This window comes from Azospirillum sp. (assembly GCF_035627195.1).
In the GTDB taxonomy this organism is placed as follows: domain Bacteria; phylum Pseudomonadota; class Alphaproteobacteria; order Azospirillales; family Azospirillaceae; genus Azospirillum.
In genome coordinates this window covers 80,538-104,186 of record NZ_DASPMG010000267.1, presented here as the reverse complement: position 1 = coordinate 104,186, position 23,649 = coordinate 80,538, and the positions used below count along the sequence as shown (strand labels likewise).

Genomic DNA, 23,649 nt, shown 5'->3' with positions numbered 1-23,649 from the left:
ATACGGGCTACATGCGTGACATCTTGGCACGGCGACGCTGCACCGATGACGGGATTTTCAACGCCTCACGATACTTCGCCACCGTCCGCCGCGCAATGTCGATCCCTTCCTTCTGCAGGATCTCGACGATCTTGTCGTCGGACAGCACGTCGGTGGGGGGTTCGGCGTCGATCATCTGCTTGATGCGGTGGCGCACCGCCTCGGCCGAATGGGCGGCCTGGCCGTCGGAGCCCTGGATGGCCGAGGTGAAGAAGTACTTCAGCTCGAACACGCCGCGGGGCGTGGCCATGAACTTGTTGGTGGTGACGCGGCTGACCGTGCTTTCGTGCATGCCGATCGCCTCGGCGATGTCGCGCAGGATCAGGGGCTTCAGGTGCGAGACGCCGTGGATGAAGAAGGCGTCCTGCTGGCGGATGATCTCGCTGGCCACCTTGAGGATGGTGGTGGCGCGCTGGTGCAGCGACTTGACCAGCCAGTTGGCGGAGTGGAACCGCTCCGACAGGTATTCCTTTTCGGCCTTCTTCTTCACCTCGCCCTGGATGCGGGCGAAGTAGCGCTGGTTGACCAGAACGCGCGGCAGCGTGTCGGGGTTGAGGTCGATCAGCCAGCCGCCGCCGGGGCTGGCGCGCATCAGGATGTCGGGCGTCACCAGCTGCGGCGGCGTGTGATCGAAGGACAGCGCCGGCTTGGGGTTCAGCTTGCGGATCTCGGCGACCATGTCGGCGACGTCCTCGGCGTCGACGCCGCACACCTTCATGATGGCCGTCAGGTTGCGCGCCGCCAGCAGGTCGAGGTTGTCGAGCAGGGCCTGCATGGCCGGGTCCAGCCGGTTCTTCTCGCGCAGCTGGATCGCCAGGCATTCCTTCAGCGAGCGGGCGAAGATGCCCGGCGGGTCGAAACGCTGCACGCAGGCCAGCACGCGCTCCACATGCTCCAGCGTGGTGCCCAGCTGTTCGGCCAGCGCGGCGAGGTCGACGTGCAGGTAGCCGGCCTCGTCCACCATGTCGATCAGCGCAAGGCCGATCAGCCGGTCGGCCGGGGCGGGAAGGTCGATGTTGAGCTGCTCGGTCAGGTGCTCGCGCAGGCTCTTCTCGCCGGTCAGCGTGGCTTCGAGGTTGGCGTCCTCGCCGTCGAAGCCGCCGCCGCCGCGCTCCTGCCAGGAGCCGTAGATGTCGGAGGAGCCGTCGGTGCCGTCCGAGAAGCGGTCGTCGGCGTAGTCGTTCTCGTAGTCGGTGTCGAGCGGCGAGTCGGTGGAGGAGCCCATCGTCTCGGAGCTGGTCAGTTCCACCGTGTCGCGGGTGCGGCCGTCGGCGGCGGGCGGTGCCGCGTCCTCCGCCCCGTCGGGGCCAGCGCCGTCGAACTGCGCCTCGCCGGCGGCGGGGCGGTCGTCGCCGTCATCGCGCTCCAGCAGCGGGTTCTGCTCGATCTCGCGGTCGATGAAGTCGGACAGCTCGATGTTGGACAGCTGCAGCAGCTTGATCGCCTGCTGCAGCTGCGGCGTCATCACGAGGGTTTGGGACTGGCGGAGATCGAGCCGTTGCGTGAGCGCCATGGGAGGATGGAGGAACCCGTCTAGAGGCTGAACCGATCGCCGAGGTAGACCCGGCGCACATCCTCGTGCGCCACGATCTCCGACGGCTCGCCCTCCATCAATACCATACCATCGTGCAAAATGTATGCCCGATCGACGAGGTCCAACGTTTCTCGCACGTTGTGGTCCGTGATCAACACCCCGATGCCGCGGTCGCGCAGGTGGCTGACCAGTTCGCGGATGTCGTTGACGGCGATCGGGTCGATGCCAGCCAGCGGCTCGTCCAGCAGGATGAAGTGCGGCTGCGAGGCCAGTGCCCGCGCGATCTCCACGCGCCGCCGCTCGCCGCCCGACAGGGCGAGCGCCGGGGCGCGGCGCAGGTGGGTGATGGAGAACTCCGCCAGCAGTTCGTCCAACATGGTCTCGCGGACGTCGCGGTCGCTCTCGACCACCTCCAGCACGGCGCGGATGTTGTTCTCCACCGACATGCCGCGGAAGATCGACGCCTCCTGCGGCAGGTAGCCAATGCCCAGGCGCGCGCGCCGGTACATGGGCAGGCCGGTGATGTCCTGGCCGTCCAGCAGGATGGTGCCGACGTCGGCCGCGATCAGGCCGGTGATCATGTAGAAGCAGGTGGTCTTGCCCGCCCCGTTGGGACCCAGCAGGCCGACCGCCTCGCCGCGCTGCACGGTGATGGAGACGTCGCGCACCACCGGCCGCTTCTTGAACGACTTGCCCAGGTTGCGGGCGACCAGCCCTTCCGCTGGCGCGGGTGCTGCGGCGCGCGATGCCGCGGCGTCGGGCGACGCGGCGGATCCGGTGGCGTGGGGATCGACGTCGAGGGCCATGTCGGTGTCCGCCGGCCGGGTCAACGGCCCGCCGCCGGCTTGCCGCCCGGCGCCGCGCCGGGTTCGGAGCCGGGGACCAGCAGGCCCTGCACGCGCCCGCCGCTCTTCGGCCCGGCGATCACGCGGTTGATCTTGGTGGTCATGTTCATCTCGGCGGCTTCGCCGTTCAGCTGGTTGTCGCCGCGGGTGATGCGCACGTCGCCCAGCAGCACGGCGGTGTTGTCGGCCACCGAATAGACCAGCTTCTCCGACTGCGCCACGTCGTTGGGCGTGGTGACGACGACGTTGCCGGCCCCGTCGATGCGCTGCATGGTGGTGGCGCCGTCCGGCCCCTTCACGAACTGGCCGATCAGCACGTCGGCGCGCAGCCGGCGGTCCTGCCGCACGGCCACGGCGTCGCCGCGCGCCACGGCGAGGCCCTTGGCGTCGTAGTATTCCAGCGAGTCGCGGGCGGTGACCACGTCGTTGGGCGTCACCAGCTTCAGGTTCCTGCCCGTGACCACGCCCGTCTGCTTGTCGACGTCGTAGACGGCGCGGTCGCCGAAGACCTGCTGGTTGGGGGCGACGATGCGGACGTTGCCCTCCCCCACCAACTGGAAGACCTCGTTCCCCTTGCCGGGGATCTCGCGGTAGTAGGCGGTCAGCGCGTCGGCGAAGACGGTGCTGTCGCCGCGCTTGGCCGAGGCGTTGCCGCGTGCCACGTAGGCGCGCACGTCCTGGTGCCACTCGATCGCCTGATCGGCGTTGATCTCCACCGGAATGCCGCCGGACGTACCGGGGAACATCTGCGCCGCAGTTGGTACGGCGGAGAGCGTGATGGCGGAGAGCATGGTGGCCGCCAGCAGGGCGGCGGCCGTAGGACGTGCGAACCTCACCGCGTGTTGCCTCCCGCGTTCTGGCCTTGGGTCTGGCCCTGGGTTCTGTTGGACGGCTTGACGGCCGGGATGGGTGCCGTGGGCGACGGAGGCGCCGGAACCGCCGCGGGCGGCGGTGCGGCGGGCATCGCGGAGGGTGCCGGGGCCGGCGCCGATGCGCCCGAAGAGCCCGCCGGGGCGGGCGCGCCGCGCTCGGCCGACTGCACGGTGGCGGTGGACGAGTTCAGGAACTGAACCACCTTGCCGCGCTCGGTCATGCGGAAGCCCTGGGCGTTGATCTCGCCCTGCGGGCCCTGGCCGGCCACCTTGACGTCGCCCCAGGCGTTGCCGGCGCGCACGTCGGCGAAGGCCTCGTCGGTGGTGAACTCGTTGCCGTCGTCGCGCATGACGTGGACCGCGCCGCGCATCTTCAGGATGCCGGTGTTTTGGTCGTACCAGCCGAAGTCGGAGCGCAGGGTGACCCACGTGCCGTTCTTCTCGGTCATCTCGGCCTCGGGCCGGTCGAGCAGCACGATGCCCGGCTGGTCGGCCGACTGCTCCGCCCGCACGGCGACCAGGGAAAAGGGCTGGTTCTGCTCGTCCGCGCTGAAGTAGCGCGGCTTGATCATCTCCAGCTGGCCCTTGTCGGCGACGATCTTCGGCTTGGGCGGCTCGGTCAGCGACGGCCACGCGGCGACCAGCGCCAGCATGGCCAGCGCCAGGGCCGGCAGCGCGAACTTCATCAGCGAGACGAAACGGCTGTAGACGCGCCCCACCGGCCGGGTGACGCGGCGGCGGTGGACGTCGTGCGTGGACGGGCGCGGCGCCGTGCGGCCCTGCCCTGCCCCCATCCCGTCGTCGCGTCCGCTGCCCGGCATGATCGGCGTTCTCCCGTCAGGCCGCACCGGCCCGCAGGCAATCGTGGATGTGCACGATGCCGATGGGGCGGTCGGAGGTGTCGTCGGAGTCGCTGACGAACAGGGTGGTGATCGATTTGTCGTTCATGACGCGCAGCGCCTCGGCCACCAGCGCCTTGCGGCGGATGGTCTTGGGCTTGTGCGACATGACGTCGGCCGCCGTCTGCGTCAGCAGCGCGGGGTTCATGTGGCGGCGCAGGTCGCCGTCGGTGATGATGCCGACCAGGCGGCCGTCGTCGCCGGTGACGCCGACGCAGCCCAGGCGCTTGGTCGACATCTCCAGGATGACCTCGCTCAAGGGGGCGGCGGCGTTGCACAGCGGCACGGCGTCGGCCTTGTGCATGACGTCGGTCACCAGCAGCAGCGCCCGGCCGAGCTGGCCGCCGGGGTGCAGCGCGTGGAAGTCCTGCGCCGAGAAGCCGCGGCGCTCCAGCAGCGCGATGGCGAGCGCGTCGCCCAGCGCCAGCATCATGGTGGTCGACGTGGTGGGCGCCAGCCCCAGCGGGCACGCCTCCGGCGCCGCCGGCAGCAGCAGGGTGACGTCGGCCTGCTCGGCCAGCGTCGAGCCGGCGCGGCGGGTGACGCCGATCAGCGGGATGGCGAAGCGGCGGGTGTAGGCGATGATGTCGCTCAGCTCGCTCGTCTCGCCGGAATTGGAGAGCGCGATCACCGCGTCGGTGCGCGCGATCATGCCCAGGTCGCCGTGGCTGGCCTCGCCCGGATGGACGAACAGCGCCGGCGTGCCGGTGGAAGCCAGCGTGGCGGCGATCTTGCGGGCGATGTGGCCGCTCTTGCCCATGCCGGTGACGACGACGCGGCCGGCGACGCCGGCCAGCAGGCCGAGCGCCCGGGTGAAGGCACCGTCCAGGCCGGCGGCCAGCTGCTCCAGCGCGGCGGCCTCCAGGCGCAGGACGCGCACGGCGCTGGCCAGGCCGCTCTCGGGCTCCGTCAGGGTTGCGAGCGGGGCGTCTTGGGCCGGTTCGGTGCGGCGGTCGATGGCGCGGTTCACGTCGGTCACTGCCCTGCTGGGGTCTGCAACGTTGGTATCTGCAACGATGTCCGTCACGGGTCCGTCATCCGATGGGCGGCAGTATGCCGGGCGCCGGAGCGGCGGTCAAACTCCGGCCCGGCGCCGCCGCCTCAGTGCGCCAGAATGTCCGGCTCGTCCCAGCCGCCCAGGTCGAGGGCGCCGCGGGCCGGCAAAAAGTCGAAACAGGCCTGCGCCAGATGCGTGCGCTGCTCGCGCGCCAGCATGGCGTCCAGCTTGGCCTTCAGGTCGTGCAGGTGCAGCACGTCGGAAGCCGCGTACTTCATCTGCTCGGGCGTCAGCTCCTCGGCACCCCAGTCGGAGGACTGCTGCTGCTTGGAAAGCTCGACCCCCAGCAGGTCCTTGCAGAGGTCCTTCAGCCCGTGCTTGTCGGTGAAGGTGCGGACCAGCTTCGAGGCGACCTTGGTGCAATAGATGGGTTGCACGACGACGCCGAGGTAGGCCTGCATGACGGCCACGTCGAACCGGGCGAAGTGGAACAGCTTCACCACCTCGGGATCGGTCAGCAGCCGCTTCAGGTTCGGCGCGTCGTAGGCGCCGCGGCGGAACTGCACGAGGTGGACGGTGCCGTCGCCGGCGGAGAGCTGCACCAGGCACAGCCGGTCGCGCGCCGGGTTGAGGCCCATGGTTTCGGTGTCGATGGCGACGGCGCCGCCACGCGCCGCGGCCTTGAGGTCGAGGCCGTCGGGCAGGTCACCGTCATGCAGGTCGATGGGCACGGGATGCCTCCGCACATGACCCAAGCAGGGTCCTAGAAACGACAAACGCCGCGGTGCAAGAAGCACGCGGCGTAGCCGTCAGAATTGGTGCCCAGGAGAAGACTCGAACTTCCACGACATTTCTGCCACAGGTACCTGAAACCTGCGCGTCTACCAATTCCGCCACCTGGGCTCGGTGTGGGCCGTCTGAGTACCCCTGCCCCACCCCCTCTGTCAACACGATTTTTTGCCGAAGCGCAGAAAGTTTTTCCGAAGGGGGTAGCGGCGGCGCGACGGCACGCGGATTCACCCGCGCGGCGGCGAGCAACGCTAGCCCTGCGCGTGTGGTTTCTATATAAGCAGCTTCCGGTCGGCCGGAAGGCCATTCCACGCAATCACGGACGTTCCGTCAGATCGGCACGGGAGAAGGTCGATGTCCTATCGCTATCGGGTTGTCACGGTGTTCGGCGGGTCGGGCTTCATCGGCCGCCACCTCGTCCGCCGCCTCGCCAAGAGCTTCGCCGTCGTCCGCATCGCCACGCGGCACCCGAACCAGGCCAACTACCTGAAGACCGCCGGCGCCGTCGGGCAGATCGTCCCCCTGGCGGTGGACGTGCGCGACGACGCGTCGGTGGCGCGGGCGGTGAAGGACAGCGACGTCGTCATCAACCTGATCGGCGCCCTGTTCGAGACCGGGCCCTGGTCGTTCAACACCGTGCACGTCGACACGCCGTCCCGCATCGCGCGCCTGGCCAAGGAGGCCGGTGCGGATCGCGTGGTGCACGTCTCGGCCCTGGGCGCCGACGCGGGCGGCACGTCGAACTACGCGCGCTCCAAGGCGGCGGGCGAGAAGGCGCTGCTGGCGGCCTTCCCCGAGGCCACCGTGCTGCGCCCCAGCATCGTCTTCGGCCCCGAGGACCGCTTCTTCAACAAGTTCGCCGCCATGGCGCAGATCAGCCCGGTGCTGCCGCTGGTCGGCGGCGGCAAGACGCGCTTCCAGCCGGTCAGCGTCAGCGACCTCGCTGACGCCATCTGCGCGGTCATCGACCGCGAGGACGCCAAGGGCCGCACCTATGAACTGGGCGGCCCCACCACCTACACCTTCAAGGAGCTGATGCAGCTCATGCTGAAGGTGGTGCAGCGCAAGCACCGCCTGCTGCTGCCGCTGCCCTGGGGCGTGTCGGAGACGCTGGGCGGCATCCTGGAGAAGGTGCCGCTCATCGCCCCGCTGCTGACCCGCGATCAGGTCGAGTTGCTGAAGCGCGACAACGTGGTGTCGGCGAACGCGCCGGGCTTCAAGGAACTGGGCCTCACGCCGACGGCGCCGGAGGTGATCCTGCCCACCTACCTGCACCGCTTCATCGTCGGCGGCCGCACCAACACGCTGACCCGCGACGTGGGCGTGCACGAGAAGTACCCGACCTGATACGGACGGCGCCTGAAGGCGCCGTCCGTATCACCCTCTCGCCCTTTGCCAGTGGCAAAGGGCTGTCGGGTTTTACCGGCGGCGCTCGATGGAAGCGATCAAGCGCCGCCGGTATGAGGCGCGACGCCTGTCGGAATGCGAAAAGCCCCGGCCGATGGCCGGGGCTTTTTCATGTGCGCGCTCAGCGGCGCGGCGGCGGGGGCGGTTCCCAGACCAGCCGGCGGGTCACCCAGGCCACCGCGCCGGCACCCAGGATGACCAGCCAGCACAGGACGACCAGCAGCGTGTCGGCCGGGTCCATGGCGCCGTCGTGGAACAGGTGGCTGGTGGTGTAGGCGGCCAGCAGCGCCGCCGGGGCGGCCACCGCCAGCGCGCACCAGCCGATGGCGCTGGGCCGGTGCTGCGGCACGCTGCCGCACACGCACTCCCCACGCCACAGCACCACCACGCGCCCACAGAACGGGCACGGCGCTTCACGGTCGATGGTAAGGAATTTTCCAGGCATCGCGGCGGCCAAAGGTACGACCGCCATCTTCGGCGGCAGCCGCACAATAAAGCCGCGGGGGAATGCACGCTATTTCTTTAAATTTAGCGATCTATTGTCTGAACCTTACGCGTACATCCTGGTCAGTGACGAATTTGTTCAATCACATGACAAAGACGGCGCGCTTTTCCCTGCGTCAAAGATAGAGGAACGCCAGCATGGCGATGCCGATGGCGATGCGGTACCAGCCGAAGGGGCTGAAGCCGTAGCGGCCGACGAAGTCGAGCAGCGCCTTCACCACCAGCCCGCCGGACAGGAACGCCATGACGAAGCCGATGCCGATCAGCACCGCCCCGTCCATGTTCATGCTGCTCCAGTTCTTGTAGAGGTCGTAGGTGACGGCGCCGGCCATGGTGGGGATGGCGACGAAGAAGGAGAACTCGGCCGCCGTGCGCCGGTCCACGCCCATCAGCAGCGCCCCCAGGATGGTGGCGCCGGAGCGCGACACGCCGGGGATCATGGCGATGCTCTGGAACAGCCCGACCTTCAGCGCCAGGGAGGCGGGAAAGCGCTCGATCTCATGATAGCGGGGGGTGGGCAGGAAGCGCTCCACCACCAGGATGGCGATGCCGCCGACGATCAGCGACACGCAGACGACCGTGGGGTTGAACAGCACCGTCTTGATGAAGCCGTGCAGCGCGGCGCCCAGCACCGCCGCCGGCAGGAAGCCCAGCAGGATGGCGAAGACGAAGCGCCATGCCCGCGGGTCGTCCTTCAGCCCGACCGCCACGCGCCACAGCCGTGCAAAATACACAAGGCACACCGCCAGGATGGCGCCGAGCTGGATCGCCACCTCGAACACCTTGCCGGGTGGGCCTTCGAAGCCCAGCAGGTTGACGAAGAGGATCAGGTGGCCGGTCGAGGACACCGGCAGGAACTCGGTCAGCCCTTCGACGAAGCCGAGGAGGGCGGCTTCCAGGTATTGATACGACATCGGTCCGTCGCTGTGCGGAGGTGGGAATCCCAGGCGTCCCGCCGCCATGGTGCGCTGCGGCAGGCTTGGCCGCGCTTATAGCAGCGCCCGCCGGATTTGGCGACGGGGGATGGCTCGGTACCCCAAAGAGAGGGATTGGTCCGTTTCGGTACTAATTTTCTTTCCGATTATCGCATGCGATTCTGGATTGGGGCAGGACCCGCGACACCCTGTCACAGTTAGGTCAGCACACACGACCTATCGGCGATTTTTTGCTCGCGCGACTTATGCTGTTGCGGTATATGATCCACCGACCGCGTCGTCCGCGGCTTTTTGGAATCAACCGCGGCGGCGCCGGTTCGTGGCGACCCGCCGCTTGACCGTCCCCCGCCGGACGGATCTCGAGCGAGGAGTAGGCGTCATGGCGCAGAACCGTATGTTGGGCTTCGTGCACACCGCGCAGAAGATGCCCGACAAGCGCACCGCCGAGGAACGCCGCCAGGACTTCCGCGAGATCTACGCCCGCTTCACCGACCAGCGCGCCAACGAGCAGGCCAACCGCTGCTCGCAGTGCGGCGTGCCGTTCTGCCAGGTGCACTGCCCGGTCGCCAACAACATCCCCGACTGGCTGAAGCTGACGGCCGAGGGCCGGCTGGAGGAGGCGTACGAGGCCTCCCAGGCGACCAACAACCTGCCGGAGATCTGCGGCCGCATCTGCCCGCAGGACCGCCTGTGCGAGGGCAACTGCGTCATCGAGCAGTCGACGCACGGCGCCGTCACCATCGGCTCGGTCGAGCGCTACATCAACGACACCGCCTGGGAGAAGGGCTGGGTCAAGCCGCGCACGCCGGTGCGCGAGCTGGGCGTGTCCGTCGGCGTGATCGGCGCCGGCCCGGCCGGCCTCGCCGCCGCCGAGCAGCTGCGCGCCAAGGGCTACGAGGTGCACGTGTACGACCGCTACGACCGCATGGGCGGCCTGCTGGTCTACGGCATCCCCGGCTTCAAGCTGGAGAAGGACGTGGTGCAGCGCCGCGTCCAGCTGCTGGCCGACGCCGGCGTGGTCTTCCACCCGAACTTCACCGTCGGCCGCGACGCCAGCATGGCCGACCTGCGCCGCAAGCACGCCGCCGTGCTGATCGCCACCGGCGTGTACAAGGCGCGCGACATCCAGGCGCCGGGTTCGGGCCTGGGCAACATCGTGCCGGCGCTGGAGTACCTGACCGCGTCCAACCGCAAGGACCTGGGCGACGCCGTGCCGGCCTTCGAGGACGGCTCGCTGAACGCCAAGGGCAAGAGCGTCGTCGTCATCGGCGGCGGCGACACCGCCATGGACTGCGTGCGCACCGCCATCCGCCAGGGTGCGAAGTCGGTGAAGTGCCTGTACCGCCGCGACCGCAAGAACATGCCGGGCTCGCAGCGCGAGGTGGCGCACGCCGAGGAAGAGGGCGTGGAGTTCATCTGGCAGGCCGCCCCGGAGGCCTTCGTGGGTGACGGCAACGTCACGGGCGTGCGCGCCGTGCGCATCCACCTGGGTGTGGCCGACGCCACCGGCCGCCAGACCCCGCAGGTGATCGAGGGTTCCGAGTTCACCATCGAGGCCGACCTCGTCATCAAGGCGCTGGGCTTCGATCCGGAGGACCTGCCCGCCCTGTTCGGCGAGCCGTCGCTGAAGGTGACCCGCTGGGGCACGGTGACGGCCGACGCCCGCACCAAGATGACCAGCCTGGACGGCGTCTTCGCCGCCGGCGACATCGTGCGCGGCGCCTCGCTGGTGGTGTGGGCGATCCGCGACGGCCGCGACGCCGCGGAATCGATCCACGCCTACGTCAAGGCCAAGGCCGGGGCGTACGCCGAGGCGGCGGAGTAAGCAGCCGATCGTAGGTTGGGTTGAGCGCCAGCGAAGCCCAACACACCTCGCATCGCCGGCGCGTTGGGCTTCGCCTGCGGCTCAACCCAACCCACGGCGCGACGACATCCGGGGCCGCGCGCCCCGCGACTTGAAGACTGAAAGGGTCGACCGATGACCAAGATGCTGAACAAGGGTGAGCAGTTCGTCGCCGAGTACCGCGCCAACGTGGAGCGGCTGACCACGGCCGACCTCGCCGATGTGGTGGAGGAGCGGGACGCCTGCGGCGTCGGCTTCATCGCCGCCATCGACGGCAAGCCCCGCCGTTCGGTCGTCGAGAAAGGCATCGAGGCCCTGAAGGCCGTGTGGCACCGCGGCGCCGTCGACGCCGACGGCAAGACCGGCGACGGTGCTGGCATCCACGTGCAGGTGCCGCAGAAGTTCTTCAAGGACCACGTCCGCGTCATCGGCCACACGCCGCCGGAAAACAACCTCGCCGTCGGCCAGGTCTTCCTGCCGCGCGTCTCGCTGGACGCGCAGGAGGCCTGCCGCTGCATCGTCGAGACCGAGATCCTGAACTTCGGCTACTACATCTACGGCTGGCGCCAGGTGCCGATCAACGTCGACATCATCGGCGAGAAGGCCAACGCCACCCGGCCGGAGATCGAACAGATCATCATCGGCAATTCCAAGGGCGTGTCGGACGAGCAGTTCGAGCTGGACCTGTACGTCATTCGCCGCCGCATCGAGAGGGCGGTGCGGGCCGAGCAGATCAACGACTTCTACATCTGCACGCTGTCGTCCCGCTCGATCATCTACAAGGGCATGTTCCTGGCGGAGCAGCTGACGACCTTCTACCCCGACCTGCTGGACGAGCGGTTCGAGTCGAACTTCGCCATCTATCATCAGCGCTATTCCACCAACACGTTCCCGACGTGGCCGCTGGCCCAGCCGTTCCGCACGCTGGCCCACAACGGCGAGATCAACACGCTGAAGGGCAACGTCAACTGGATGAAGGCGCACGAGACGCGGATGGAGCATCCGGCGTTCGGCGCCAACATGGCCGACCTGAAGCCGATCATCGGCGTGGGCCTGTCGGACTCGGGTGCGCTCGACGCCGTGTTCGAGGTGATGGTGCGCGCCGGCCGCCCGGCCCCGATGGTCAAGATGATGCTGGTGCCGCAGGCGCTGACCAGCTCGCAGACCACGCCCGACAACCATAAGGCGCTGATCCAGTACTGCAACTCCGTCATGGAGCCGTGGGACGGCCCGGCGGCGCTGGCCATGTACGACGGCCGCTGGGTCGTCGGCGGCATGGATCGCAACGGCCTGCGCCCGATGCGCTACACCATCACCACGGACGGGCTGATCATCGCCGGCTCCGAGACGGGCATGGTGAAGATCGACGAGACGCAGGTGGTGGAGAAGGGCCGCCTGGGCCCGGGGCAGATGATCGCCGTCGACCTCGCCACCGGCAACCTCTACAGCGACACGGCCGTCAAGGACCTGCTGGCCGCCCAGAAGCCGTGGGGCAACTGGGTGAAGAACACCACGCACCTGGACGAGCTGGTCAAGAAGGCCTCGCTGCAGGGTGAGCCGGCCGACCTGGACAAGGCGGAGCTGCGCCGCCGCCAGATGGCCTTCGGCATCACCATGGAAGACATGGAGCTGATCCTGCACCCGATGGTGGAGGACGCGAAGGAGGCCGTCGGCTCGATGGGCGACGACAGCCCCATCGCCGTGCTGTCGGAGAAGTACCGCGGCCTGCACCACTTCTTCCGCCAGAACTTCTCCCAGGTCACCAACCCGCCCATCGACTCGCTCCGTGAGCGCCGGGTGATGAGCCTGAAGACGCGCCTGGGCAACCTGGGCAACATCCTGGACGAGGACGAGAGCCAGACGCGCCTGCTCCAGCTCGAATCGCCGGTGCTGACCACGGCCGAGCTGCGCGCCATGCGCGCCTACATGGCCGACACGGCGGCGGAGATCGACTGCACCTTCCCGGTCGACGGCGGCCCCGACGCGCTGAAGGACGCGCTGAAGCGCATCCGCCAGGAGACCGAGGACGCCGTGCGCGGTGGTGCGAACCACGTGATCCTGACGGACGAGCGGATGAGCGCCAAGCGCGCCGCCATCCCGATGATCCTGGCCACGGGTGCCGTGCACACGCACCTCGTGCGCAACAACCTGCGCACCTTCACCTCGCTGAACGTGCGTTCGGCCGAGTGCCTGGACACGCATTACTTCGCCGTGCTGATCGGCGTGGGCGCCACCACGGTGAACGCCTACCTGACGCAGGAGGCGATCGCCGACCGCCAGCGCCGCGGCCTGTTCGGCAACATGCCGCTGGAGACCGGTCTGGCGCGCTACAAGAAGGCCATCGACGAGGGCCTGCTGAAGATCATGTCCAAGATGGGCATCTCGATCATCAGCAGCTATCGCGGCGGCTGCAACTTCGAGGCGGTGGGCCTGTCGCGCGCGCTGATCGCCGAGCACTTCCCGGCCATGGTCAGCCGCATCTCCGGCATCGGCCTGAACGGCATCCAGAAGAAGGTGCTGGAGCAGCACGCCGTCGCCTTCGACGAGGACGTCGTCACCCTGCCCGTCGGCGGCTTCTACCGCTTCCGCAAGTCGGGCGACCGGCACGGCTGGGAAGGCGGCATCATGCACCTGCTCCAGCAGGCGGTGTCGGACGACAGCTACGGCACGTTCAAGAAGTATTCCGAGCAGGTGCGCAAGCGCCCGCCGATGCAGCTGCGCGACCTCTTGGAGTTCCGCTCGCTGAACAAGGCGGTGCCGATCGACGAGGTCGAGAGCATCACGGCGATCCGCAAGCGTTTCGTAACGCCGGGCATGTCGCTGGGCGCGCTGTCGCCGGAGGCGCACGGCACGCTGAACGTCGCCATGAACCGCATCGGCGCCAAGTCCGACAGCGGCGAGGGCGGCGAGGATCCGGCGCGCTTCCGCCCGGACAAGAACGGCGACAACTGGAACAGCGCCATCAAGCAGGTGGCGTCGGGCCGCTTCGGCGTCACCGCCGAGTACCTGAACCAGTGCCGTGAGCTGGAGATCAAGGTCGCCCAGGGCGCCAAGCCCGGCGAGGGCGGCCAGCTGCCCGGCTTCAAGGTGACGGAGATGATCGCGCGGCTGCGTCACTCGACGCCGGGCGTGACGCTCATCAGCCCGCCGCCGCACCACGACATCTACTCGATCGAGGATCTGGCGCAGCTCATCTACGACCTGAAGCAGATCAACCCCGACGCCAAGGTGTGCGTGAAGCTGGTGGCGCGGTCGGGCATCGGCACCATCGCCGCCGGTGTCGCCAAGGCCAACGCCGACGTCATCCTGATCTCCGGCAACTCGGGCGGCACGGGTGCGAGCCCGCAGACGTCGATCAAGTTCGCCGGCGGCCCGTGGGAGATGGGCCTGTCGGAGGTGCATCAGGTCCTGACGCTGAACCGCCTGCGCCACCGCGTGCGGCTGCGCACCGACGGCGGCCTGAAGACCGGCCGCGACATCGTCATCGCCGCCATGCTGGGCGCGGAGGAGTTCGGCATCGGCACCGCCAGCCTGATCGCCATGGGCTGCATCATGGTGCGCCAGTGCCACTCCAACACCTGCCCGGTGGGCGTGTGCGTGCAGGATCCGAAGCTGCGCGAGAAGTTCACCGGCACGCCGGAGAAGGTGGTCAACCTCTTCTCGTTCCTGGCGGAGGAGGTGCGTGAGATCCTGGCGCAGCTGGGCTTCAAGTCGCTGAACGAGGTGATCGGCCGCACCGACCTGCTGCATCAGGTGAGCCGCGGTGCGGAGCACCTGGACGACCTCGACCTCAACCCGCTGCTGGCGCAGGTGGATCCGGGCGAGAACGCGCGCTACTGCACCATGCAAGGCCGCAACGAGGTGCCGGACACGCTGGACGCGCGCATCGTCGCCGACGCCCGCCCGCTGTTCGAGGAGGGCGAGAAGATGCAGCTCGCCTACACCATCCGCAACACGCACCGGGCCATCGGCACGCGCCTGTCGTCGATGGTGACGCGGAAGTTCGGCATGGCGGGGCTGCAGCCCGGCCACGTCACGGTGCGCCTGCGCGGCACCGCCGGCCAGTCGCTGGGCGCCTTCGCGGTGCAGGGCATCAAGCTGGAGGTGTTCGGCGACGCGAACGACTACGTCGGCAAGGGCCTGTCGGGCGGCACCATCGTGGTGCGCCCGACCACGTCCAGCCCGCTGGAGACCAACAAGAACACGATCATCGGCAACACGGTGCTGTACGGCGCCACGGCGGGCAAGCTGTTCGCCGCCGGCCAGGCCGGTGAGCGGTTCGCGGTGCGCAACTCCGGCGCCAGCGTGGTGGTCGAGGGCTGCGGCTCCAACGGCTGCGAGTACATGACGGGCGGCACGGCGGTGATCCTGGGTGCGGTCGGCGACAACTTCGCCGCCGGCATGACGGGCGGCATGGCCTACGTCTACGACGAGGCGGGCAGCTTCCCGCTCTATGTCAACGACGAGAGCGTCGCCTACCAGCGCATCGAGGTGGCGCACTACGACGACCAGCTGAAGCGCCTCATCGAGGAGCACGTCGAGGAGACGCAAAGCCGCTTCGCCGCCGAGATCCTGAACGACTGGGAGCGCGCCCGCGGCCGCTTCTGGCAGGTGGTGCCGAAGGAGATGCTGAACCGGCTGGAGGTGCCCGTCACCCTGCCGAAGGCGATCCCGGCGGAGTGAGCGCGGAGTAAGTAAGGATACCGCAACGTGCGGTGAAACAGCGGCGGCCCGGTACACCACCGGGCCGCCGTTTCGTTTGGCACTGTTGCCCCCAGGTCCTAGGCGCCCGGCGCGTGCCGGAATATCGTTGACCCGAAACGGTTGTCGGAGCGGCGTGCCGCGAAAAGAGGCAGCGGCAGGGAGGGGGCTATGCCGTTCGTGAAGGGGTTGCGGATCGTCACGCGCCCGGCCGCCGCGGGCGACGGGCCCCGGTGCGCCCGCATCTTCCTGGACGGGCGGCGCCGCGCCTTTCCCTGGCAGCCGGCCGAGCGCTTCGGCCTCGATGATTATTACGACTGCGTCGAGGACGAGACGGTGCTGGTGGCCGAGGTGGACGGCACGGTGGTCGGCTTCGTCTCCATCGACGGGCCGCAGGGCGTGGTGCACAACCTGTTCATCGACCCGGACTGGCAGAACCGCGGCATCGGCAGCGCCCTGCTTCGGGAAGCGCTGGCCAGCCTGGACGGCCCGGCGGAACTGACCTGCGCCGCCCGCAACGCCGCCGCGCGCGCCTTCTACGAACACAACGGCTGGGTGCCGGTGGGCGCTGCGGACGCGGCCGACAGCCCGCACGTGGTCTACCGCAAGCCGCATCGGGCATACTGATGCCGGCATACTGACGAGTGTGGTCCACCCGTCGATTCGGCGGGTGCCCGTACCCAATCCGGCCTACCGCCGCGGGACGGCCGATGGACCGATTGTTTTCGCCGATGTGCTTGGGCTACAGTCCCGCCCGGCATGCGGACCCTGTATCACCATCCCCTTTCCCCCCTCTCCCGTCTGGCGCGCGTCGCCTTGGCGGAGAAGGGCCTGCCTTTCGAGGCGGTCGTCGAGAAGCCGTGGGAACGGCGCACGGACTTCCTGGCCCTGACCCCGGCCGGCGAGGTGCCCGTCCTCGTGGAGGACGACGGCACGGTGATCGCCGACGGCTGGGCGGTGATCGAGTATCTGGAGGAGGCCTACCCCGACGTGCCGCTGATGCCGCCGGAGGTGGCCGGCCGCGCCGAGGTGCGCCGCATTGTCTCGTGGTTCACCCGCAAGTTCGACCGCGAGGTGACCGAGAACCTGGTCGGCGAGAAGCTGGGCAAGCGCCTGTCCGGCCAGGGCCAGCCGTTCGCCCCGGCGATCCGCGCCGGGCTGGCGAACATCCACTACCACCTGGACTACATCGCCTTCCTGGCCGAGCGGCGGCCCTGGCTGGCCGGCCCGTGGTTCTCGCTGGCCGACATCGCGGCGGCGGTGGAGATTTCCTGCGTCGACTACGTCGGCGACGTGCCCTGGGACAACAACCCGGAGGCCAAGGACTGGTACGCCCGCATCAAGTCGCGGCCCAGCTTCCGCCCGCTGCTGCAGGACAGCATCCCCGGCTGCCCGCCGCCCAAGCACTACGCCGATCTGGATTTTTGATGTTCCCCCTCCCCTGCCTGCGGTGGGGGAGGAGGAGGGCAAGGTGTCCGCAAGGATCAGCGGCCCGTAGGTTGGGTTTTCGCCTCCGGCTCAACCCAACCTACGAGGCGTTTGCTTGCCGTAAAGGCCGCCCCTGCGGAGCAGGGGGAGGGGCTTGGAAACAGCTACGCCCGGCGGCGTTGCGGCGCCCGGGCCTGCTCCTCGTCCTCCGAGGCGGCTTCGCGCACGCGGGTGGTCGCTTGGCGCACCGCGCGGGAGGACAGGTCGGAGACGCGCGACGCGGTGTTCAGGAAGGTCTCCACCTCGCGCTTCAGCAGCGCCATCTGCGCGTCGACCAGGTCGTGCGGCGTGCGGGCCGCCACCACGCGCTGTATCCCATCGGCCTGCTGGCGCGCCGCTTCCTGGGCGAAGTCCAGCCATTCGCGCCAGATCGCCTGGCTGGCTTCCGACAGGGCGGTGTTGGCCTCGATCACCGCGTTCATGTTCTGGGTGGTGCGCCGGATCGTTTCCTGCGCTTCCGGCGTGTTGATGGTGAAGACGTTGCCGATCCGCTCCACCATGTCGCGGGCCATCTGGTTGGCGGTGCCGAGGCTGGATTCCGCCACGTTCCGGGCCGCGCGCTCGGTGGACTGCATTTCGCCGAAGGCGCGGCGGGCGGTGTCGGCTGCGGCGTTGCCGGTCTGCTCCGCCAGATCGGCAACGCGCTCGCCCGGACGGCGGGCCGGATCGGCGTCCTCGCCGGATCGTCGCTGTGCATTGTCCTGTGCCATGAAAAGATCCCCATGCCTTGCTGTTGTTGATCTTGGGTTCTCGACAAAGGGCGGGGCGACACAGATCCGTCATCCCCGCCCATCTCCGATGGAACCGCCAACACCGGCAGCAGACACAAGTTCCTGGTACAAAAAGGTTGCTGTCCCCCTGGTAGAACAGCGATCGGTTTTATTGAAAAAGACCGATCGCAGCCGAAACTTTCTCTGTCAGCGAAATGCGTCAGTCGATCCGCAGCGATTCCAGGCGGGCGCGAAAATCGTCCGGCAGCGGGGCGGAGCGGCGCGTCGCCTCGTCCATCAGGACGATCACCGCCTCGGCCGTGGCGACGCAGGCCCCGTTGAAGAACAGCCCCTGCCCCAGCCGAAACGAACTGCGCCCGACGGTCAGCACTCCGGTGCCCACGTCCACCGTCCCCGGCCAGCCCATCTCGCCCAGGAAGTCCAGCTCAAGCCGGGCGATGACGAAGGCGCAGCCCGGCGGGGCGGTCGGCGCGCCGGGTTCGAAGAGGAAATGGACGCGGCCGGCCTCCACCATCTCGGAAAACACGGCGTTGTTGATGTGCCCCTGGCGGTCGGTGTCGCAGTAGCGCAGCTTCTCGGTGGTCCAGCTCTTGAAGCGGGCACGGTCGGCGAGAAGGCGCTCGGTCACGTCGGGCATGCGGTCTCTCTCCCTTATGGTTTGTCTGCTGAATGTTGGGGTGCAGTATGACGCGGCGGCGCTGGCTTTCCCAGCCGAACCGTGGCAAGAGGCCATTCATGGATCCGCATGCCGTTCAAGCCGACCCGGCGTTCAGCGACGCCGAGCGCGACGCCGTCTACCGCTGCATCTTCAGCCGGCGCGACGTGCGCGGCCAGTTCCTGCCCGACCCGGTGCCCGACGCGGTGCTGGCGCGCATCCTGCGCGCCGCCCACCACGCGCCGTCCGTCGGCTTCATGCAGCCGTGGGACTTCGTGGTCGTCACCGACGCCGGCGTGAAGCGCCGCGTGCACGACGCCTTCCGCGCCGCCAACGCCGAAGCCGCGGACCTGTTCGAGGGGGAGCGGCAGGCGGCTTACCGCGCGCTGAAGCTGGAGGGCATCCTGGACGCCCCCGTCGGCATCGCCGTGACCTGCGACCGGCAGCGCGCCGGCCCGGTGGTGCTGGGCCGCACGCACATGCCGGACATGGATCTGTTCAGCGCCGTGTGCGCCGTGCAGAACCTGTGGCTGGCGGCGCGGGCGGAGGGCGTCGGCCTGGGCTGGGTCAGCATCCTGCGCCCGGACGAGGTGCGCGCGGCACTGGGCATCCCGGCGGAGGTCGAGCTGATCGGCTACCTGTGTTTGGGCTATGTCCGCGCCTTCCTGGAGAAGCCGGAGCTGGAGACCGCCGGCTGGCGGTCGCGCCTGCCGCTGCGCGACGTGGTGTCCTTCAACCGCTGGCGCGCCCGGAACGGGGACGAGCCGCTGCTGGATCACCTGGAGTAAGGATCCACGTCGAGATTTCAGGGGCGGGTTTTCAGGGGCGGGTTTTCAGGGCTTCTTCGGTTCCGCCGCCTTGGGCGGCGGCGCGCCTTCCGCCTTGTCCAGGCGGGCGAGGTTGTCGGCGGCGGACTTGGCCGGGCGGCCATCGGGGGCGAGGCGGCGGACCAGCTTCCAGTCGTCGCGCGCCCCCTTCAGGTCGCCCGACGCCACCTTGATGTTGCCGCGCAGAAGCACCGTTTCCGGATCGTTCGGCTTCAGCTCCAGCGCGCGAGCCACGTCGTGCAGCGCCTCGCGGTACTGGCTGAGCGCCTTGCGGGCAGCGGCGCGGTAGAGGAAGGCCTCCGGCCGGGTCGAGTCGCGGGCGATGGCCACGTCCAGGTCGGCCACGGCGTCCCAGTAGCGTTCCGCCTCGGCGCGGGCGAAGGCGCGGTCGATGCGCAGGTCGACGTCGTCGGGCTGGCGCTTCAGCGCCTCGCCGTAGGCCTTCTCGGCCCGCGCCTGATCGCCGGCGCGCAGCCACGCCCAGCCGGCGCGGCCGTACAGCGCGGCGGCCGCCTGCGGGTCGTCCCGGCCCAGGCGTGGCGCCACCTCCTCGAACCGGGCGCCGGCCGCCTTGAAGTCGCCCTTGTGGAACAGGGCCAGCGCCTTGCACAGCTGCGCGCGGTCGCCGCCGCCGCGCTCCTGCCAGACCTGCGCGCTTTCCAGCGCGGCGTCGGGGCGCGTCTCGGCCAGTCTGGTGCAGGCCTGCATCTCGGCGTTGTGGTCGACGGCGCGCTGATCGATTGCGCGCTGGGGGCTGGCGGCAAACGCCGGGCCGGCCGCCAGTAGCGGCAGCAGGAGGGCGAGCGGTGGGAAAACGTTGCGTCCGGTCATGGCGGCCCTACACTCGGCCAACGCGCGCCCATTCGCAAGGGTCCCATACGTCAAGGGAAAGGTCCCGCACCATGACCACGCCCCGCCTGTTCGTCTTCGGCCTGGGCTACACCGGCGGCCGGCTGGCGGCCGAGCTGCTGGCCGAGGGCTGGCGCGTCGCCGGCACCTGCCAGGGCGAGGAGAAGCGCGCCGAGCTGGCCGCGCGCGGCATCGAGGCCTTCGTCTTCGACCGCGACCACCCGCTGGATGCGGGCGCCCTGACCGGGACCACGCACCTGCTGTCCACCGTGCCGCCGGACAAGCGCGGCGACCCGGTGCTGGCGCGGCACGAGCGCGACCTGTACGACCTGCGCACGCTGGACTGGGCGGGGTACCTGTCCACCACCGGCGTCTACGGCGACCGCGGCGGCGAGTGGGTGAGCGAGGCGGCGTGGCTGAAGCCCACCGGCGACCGGCAGAAGCGCCGCGTGGACGCGGAGCGCGGCTGGCTGCACCTGCACCGCCAGTTCGGCGTGCCGGTGCATGTGTTCCGCCTGCCCGGCATCTACGGCCCCGGCCGCAGCGCGCTGGACGCCGCGCGCGACGGCAGCGCCCGGCGCATCGACAAGCCGGGCCACGTCTTCTCGCGCGTGCACGTGGACGACATCGTGCAGGCGCTGCGCGCCTCCATGGCGCGGCCCAGCCCCGGCAGCGTCTATAACGTCTGCGACGACGAGCCGTGCGAGCCGCGCGCGGTGACCGAGTTCGCCTGCGAGCTGCTGGGCGTCGAGCCGCCGCCGCTGGTGCCCTTCGACAAGGCCGAGCTGTCGGAGATGGCGAAGAGCTTCTGGACCGACAACAAGCGCGTGAAGAACGACCGGATGAAGCGGGATCTGGGTGTCACGCTGCGCTATCCCTCCTATCGGGAAGGGCTGACCGCGCAGCTGGAGGCGGAGAAGGCGACAGCGTAGAAAAAAGCCCCTCTCCCTTGAGGGGAGAAGGGTTGGGATGAGGGGTATTTACCGCCGGCAGGCGGGATAAAGAATATTTTCCGGCTCTCCGAGCCGTAACCACCCTCACCCCAACCCCTCTCCCCTCAAGGGAGAGGGGCTTTTTCTTCGCGGGTGAAGGCTGGATCCTTGGCGGCCGCCAAGATCGTTTCCAGGACCACGGGCATGGTCGTCAACACCTCCGGATTCCAGAAGCGAAGCACCCGATAGCCCTGCGCCTGAAGGAACGCCGTGCGTTCCGCATCGCCGGCAACGCTGTGCTGGCCGCCATCCACTTCGATGATCAAGCGGCGCTCGTGGCAGACGAAGTCGACCACGTACCGTCCGATCTGCTGCTGACGCCGGAACTTCAGGCCATTCAGCCGCCGGTCGCGCAGCGCACCCCACAGCAGCCGTTCGGAATTCGTTGCCGATTGCCGGAGTTGCCGCGCCCGCTGCGTGGTCATGCCATCCTCACGCCCGCCCCCCGGCGTGGCCGCGCAGGGCGAGGAACTCGCCGAACTTCTGGTCGACGACCATGATGTGCATCTTCAGCCACTTGCCGATGAAGCCCAGCACCAGGAAGCGCGCCATGTAGTCGTCGCGCGCGCCGTCGTCGCGCACGAAGGTCCAGACGTCCTCCACCTGCTCCAGGAAGGACTGGTGCAGCTTGGCATGCGCGGCGCGGTCGGGATAGTCGCACACCTCCATCAGCCGCTCCTCCCGCGCGAAGTGGGCGCGGGCGGTGTCGATCAGCTCGCCGCAGACGGCGCGCAGGTCGGTGCTGACCCCGCCGCCCTCCAGCGAGGCGCGGATCGCGCAGTACAGGTCGTGCAGGCGCCGCAGGTCGGCGTCCAGTTCCGGCACGCCGATGCCATAGGCTTCGTTCCATTCCAGATCGGCCATGCTCACGGAAATCGGCCCCCCAGCCGGCGTGCTTTCCCCCCGCCAGAATGCCACGGGTGGGGTGGAGCCGGCAACGCCAACCCCCATAGCGTGCATATAAAGATATGCAGCACAACCGCGGGCTTGCCAGCCGGCGGCGATTCGAGTCATCATGATCGTAAGTGATAACCACAAGGCCGGGGCTTACCCGGCCACCGCGTGCGGCGGGAGGCGACCACGACCAGGCCAGAGGACCGGAAGGGACGCGGCGAGGATCTGCACCGGCAGGTCGACGAGTTGGTCAGCCGGGTGCCGCGCCACGCCATCCGCGCGGTCATCGACGAAATCGACAGCGTCCAGGCGCAGAACAAGGACCGCGCGCAGCACCTGCGCGACGCCCTGGTCGAGCATTTCAACCGCCTGCGCCCGTTCAAGGCGCGGCGCCTGTTCACCGGCCTGTTCGAACCGCTGCTGGTCGACGATCCCGTCCTGTACCGCACGCACGAGGCGGTGCCGGGCCTGCTGCAGCGCGTGGACATGGGCGGGGTGTGGCACGCGCTGAGCCAGCAGGCGTTTCCGCTGCTGGCCATGGAGGTGCAGGACCGCCTGGACGCCATGTCCCAGGACGACATCATCGACCGCGTGCTGGCCTCGCCCGAGGCCATGGCGATGCGCGAATCGATGCGGGCCGCCGCGGCGGCATGGCTGGGCGACACGCTGCGCCAGCGCAAGCGGCTGGAGGAGTTCCTGGCGCTGGCCAACCGCGAGGCGTTGCGCGACGCGCGCCAGCGCACGCCGCACCTGTCCTACAAGGCGCCGATCGACCACGGCATGCTGCGTTTCCTGCACACGGTGCTGGAGCACAACGCCGCGCTGCTGCCGCTGATCGAGCGCATGCGCCACGACCTGAACGACGTGCCCGCCGCCGGCGCCGCCCGGCATGCGGAGGTGGACGGGCAGGCGGCAATCATCGTCGGCTTCGTGCGCCGCGTGCGCGCGGCCTTTCCCACCCGCGACCTGGAAGACCCGCTGGCGTGGCTGGCGCCGCTGTACGCGCTGAACGTCAAGCGCCGCTACGACGTGGTGCAACGCTACGCCCGTGAATACGGCGGGCCGTCGTTCGGCGAGCCGCAGCCGCTGCAGCAGGCGCTGCTCGGCCATTTCTCCGGCTGCTGCACGACGCTGGGGGAGCTGGTGCGCGGGCTGTTCGGCGACAGCGCCCCGCGCGACGCGCACGCCCTGCCCCTGTCGCGGCCGGTGCGCGACACGCTGGACGACGCGCTGGCGCGGTTCGAGCGGTCGCTGGGCACCCTGTCCGCCACCGGGCTGACGGCGAGCCGCAGCATCGGGCCGCGCGTGCGCGCCCTGCTGGACGAGGCGGCGGCGGCGCTGACCGGCATCGTGCTCCCGGTGGCGCTGGAGCGCGCGCATGTGGCGGCGCAGGTCCGCCACGCCCCAGCGCCCGACCACGACGACGTTCTGTGGCTGCTGGACCGCGTGTGGCGCTGGGGGGCAACGCTGGAGGCGGCGGGATACGCCAGCCTGGAACTGCGCACGGCGCGCAGCCGCATCGTCGCCGGGGCCGGGGCCGCCTTCGTGCAGGCGATCAAGGTGGCGGACGGCGACGACCTGGGCGAACGCATGAGCCACGTGGTGCGCGTCAACGCCATCCTGAACGCCATCGGCGAGGACGTGACGCCGTGGATCGGCCCGGTCAGCCAGGGACTGCAGCGCATCGTGCGCCACCATCTGGAAACGGGCGGGGAGGTTTCGCCCGAGGCGCGCTTCATCATCGACACCTACGCCGGCGCCGTGCGCAGCGAACTGAACCGCTCCCGCCATTGGCAGTGCGCCGACCTCGTCAGCCTTGTGCGGCTGTACGAATCGCGCTTGGATTGA

At 69.2% G+C, this 23,649-nt stretch carries 21 protein-coding genes and 1 tRNA gene; 8 read left to right on the top strand and 14 right to left on the bottom strand.

Annotated features, from left to right (window positions below):
• Window positions 1–7 precede the first annotated feature (7 nt).
• From rpoN to VED21_RS24440, 7 genes are all read right to left on the bottom strand, one after another.
• On the bottom strand, window positions 8–1,552 hold the full coding sequence (rpoN, locus tag VED21_RS24470; RefSeq protein WP_324886929.1) for an RNA polymerase factor sigma-54: 1,545 nt from the start codon (window positions 1,550–1,552) through the stop codon (window positions 8–10).
• A gap of 20 nt (window positions 1,553–1,572) precedes the next feature.
• Window positions 1,573–2,379, bottom strand: coding sequence for an LPS export ABC transporter ATP-binding protein (lptB, locus tag VED21_RS24465; protein WP_324886927.1), 807 nt, complete (start codon window positions 2,377–2,379; stop codon window positions 1,573–1,575).
• Window positions 2,380–2,399: 20 nt separating this feature from the next.
• The gene (locus VED21_RS24460) at window positions 2,400–3,254 is read right to left on the bottom strand and encodes an LptA/OstA family protein (RefSeq protein WP_324886925.1); all 855 of its coding nucleotides are present in this window, start codon (window positions 3,252–3,254) and stop codon (window positions 2,400–2,402) included.
• Window positions 3,251–4,111, bottom strand: coding sequence for an LPS export ABC transporter periplasmic protein LptC (gene lptC, locus VED21_RS24455; RefSeq protein WP_324886923.1), 861 nt, complete (start codon window positions 4,109–4,111; stop codon window positions 3,251–3,253). Before lptC ends, VED21_RS24460 begins: the two co-directional genes overlap by 4 nt.
• Window positions 4,112–4,127: 16 nt before the next feature.
• A complete protein-coding gene (locus VED21_RS24450; protein ID WP_324887048.1) occupies window positions 4,128–5,102 on the bottom strand; it encodes a KpsF/GutQ family sugar-phosphate isomerase in 975 nt (324 codons plus the stop codon).
• Window positions 5,103–5,290: 188 nt separating this feature from the next.
• On the bottom strand, window positions 5,291–5,917 hold the full coding sequence (locus tag VED21_RS24445) for a ribonuclease D (RefSeq protein ID WP_324886921.1): 627 nt from the start codon (window positions 5,915–5,917) through the stop codon (window positions 5,291–5,293).
• An 85-nt stretch (window positions 5,918–6,002) separates the two neighbouring features.
• Window positions 6,003–6,089 (bottom strand) — tRNA-Leu (locus VED21_RS24440).
• A 240-nt stretch (window positions 6,090–6,329) separates the two neighbouring features.
• Here VED21_RS24440 and VED21_RS24435 point away from each other — a divergent pair.
• Window positions 6,330–7,322 carry a complex I NDUFA9 subunit family protein gene (locus tag VED21_RS24435; protein ID WP_324886919.1) on the top strand — a complete coding sequence of 331 codons (993 nt, stop codon included), beginning with the start codon at window positions 6,330–6,332 and terminating at the stop codon, window positions 7,320–7,322.
• Window positions 7,323–7,503: 181 nt separating this feature from the next.
• On the opposite strand, the gene VED21_RS24430 is transcribed toward VED21_RS24435, so the two are convergent.
• Window positions 7,504–7,827, bottom strand: a complete 324-nt coding sequence (locus VED21_RS24430) for a hypothetical protein (RefSeq protein ID WP_324886918.1) — start codon at window positions 7,825–7,827, stop codon at window positions 7,504–7,506.
• A gap of 175 nt (window positions 7,828–8,002) precedes the next feature.
• Window positions 8,003–8,800, bottom strand: a complete 798-nt coding sequence (locus tag VED21_RS24425; protein ID WP_324886916.1) for an undecaprenyl-diphosphate phosphatase — start codon at window positions 8,798–8,800, stop codon at window positions 8,003–8,005.
• A 400-nt stretch (window positions 8,801–9,200) separates the two neighbouring features.
• Here VED21_RS24425 and VED21_RS24420 point away from each other — a divergent pair, with 400 nt between their 5' ends.
• From VED21_RS24420 to VED21_RS24405, 4 genes are all read left to right on the top strand, one after another.
• Window positions 9,201–10,646, top strand: a complete 1,446-nt coding sequence (locus tag VED21_RS24420; RefSeq protein ID WP_324886914.1) for an NAD(P)-dependent oxidoreductase — start codon at window positions 9,201–9,203, stop codon at window positions 10,644–10,646.
• Window positions 10,647–10,799: 153 nt separating this feature from the next.
• Window positions 10,800–15,347 carry a glutamate synthase large subunit gene (gltB, locus tag VED21_RS24415; protein ID WP_324886911.1) on the top strand — a complete coding sequence of 1,516 codons (4,548 nt, stop codon included), beginning with the start codon at window positions 10,800–10,802 and terminating at the stop codon, window positions 15,345–15,347.
• A 189-nt stretch (window positions 15,348–15,536) separates the two neighbouring features.
• The gene (locus VED21_RS24410; RefSeq protein ID WP_324886909.1) at window positions 15,537–15,992 is read left to right on the top strand and encodes a GNAT family N-acetyltransferase; all 456 of its coding nucleotides are present in this window, start codon (window positions 15,537–15,539) and stop codon (window positions 15,990–15,992) included.
• Between the two features lie 132 nt (window positions 15,993–16,124).
• Complete coding sequence (locus tag VED21_RS24405) at window positions 16,125–16,793, top strand: glutathione S-transferase family protein (RefSeq protein ID WP_324886907.1); 669 nt, start codon at window positions 16,125–16,127, stop codon at window positions 16,791–16,793.
• Between the two features lie 164 nt (window positions 16,794–16,957).
• Here VED21_RS24405 and VED21_RS24400 read toward each other — a convergent pair whose 3' ends face one another.
• Entirely contained in the window at window positions 16,958–17,563 is a 606-nt protein-coding gene (locus VED21_RS24400; RefSeq protein WP_324886905.1) for a phasin family protein, read from the bottom strand.
• Between the two features lie 220 nt (window positions 17,564–17,783).
• Window positions 17,784–18,221, bottom strand: a complete 438-nt coding sequence (locus VED21_RS24395; protein ID WP_324886903.1) for a thioesterase family protein — start codon at window positions 18,219–18,221, stop codon at window positions 17,784–17,786.
• A gap of 98 nt (window positions 18,222–18,319) precedes the next feature.
• On the opposite strand from VED21_RS24395, the gene bluB reads away from it, so the two are divergent.
• The gene (gene bluB / locus VED21_RS24390; protein ID WP_324886901.1) at window positions 18,320–19,027 is read left to right on the top strand and encodes a 5,6-dimethylbenzimidazole synthase; all 708 of its coding nucleotides are present in this window, start codon (window positions 18,320–18,322) and stop codon (window positions 19,025–19,027) included.
• A gap of 45 nt (window positions 19,028–19,072) precedes the next feature.
• On the opposite strand, the gene VED21_RS24385 is transcribed toward bluB, so the two are convergent.
• Window positions 19,073–19,897 (bottom strand): hypothetical protein, encoded by an 825-nt coding sequence (locus VED21_RS24385; RefSeq protein ID WP_324886899.1) that lies wholly within the window; start codon window positions 19,895–19,897, stop codon window positions 19,073–19,075.
• Window positions 19,898–19,968: 71 nt separating this feature from the next.
• Here VED21_RS24385 and VED21_RS24380 point away from each other — a divergent pair, with 71 nt between their 5' ends.
• Window positions 19,969–20,847, top strand: coding sequence for an SDR family oxidoreductase (locus tag VED21_RS24380; RefSeq protein ID WP_324886897.1), 879 nt, complete (start codon window positions 19,969–19,971; stop codon window positions 20,845–20,847).
• A gap of 125 nt (window positions 20,848–20,972) precedes the next feature.
• Here the strand turns inward: VED21_RS24380 and VED21_RS24375 are convergent, their stop codons facing one another.
• The gene (locus tag VED21_RS24375; RefSeq protein WP_324886895.1) at window positions 20,973–21,332 is read right to left on the bottom strand and encodes an endonuclease domain-containing protein; all 360 of its coding nucleotides are present in this window, start codon (window positions 21,330–21,332) and stop codon (window positions 20,973–20,975) included.
• Window positions 21,333–21,339: 7 nt separating this feature from the next.
• A complete protein-coding gene (locus tag VED21_RS24370; RefSeq protein WP_324887046.1) occupies window positions 21,340–21,771 on the bottom strand; it encodes a hemerythrin family protein in 432 nt (143 codons plus the stop codon).
• Between the two features lie 198 nt (window positions 21,772–21,969).
• Here VED21_RS24370 and VED21_RS24365 point away from each other — a divergent pair, with 198 nt between their 5' ends.
• Window positions 21,970–23,649 carry a hypothetical protein gene (locus VED21_RS24365; protein ID WP_324886893.1) on the top strand — a complete coding sequence of 560 codons (1,680 nt, stop codon included), beginning with the start codon at window positions 21,970–21,972 and terminating at the stop codon, window positions 23,647–23,649.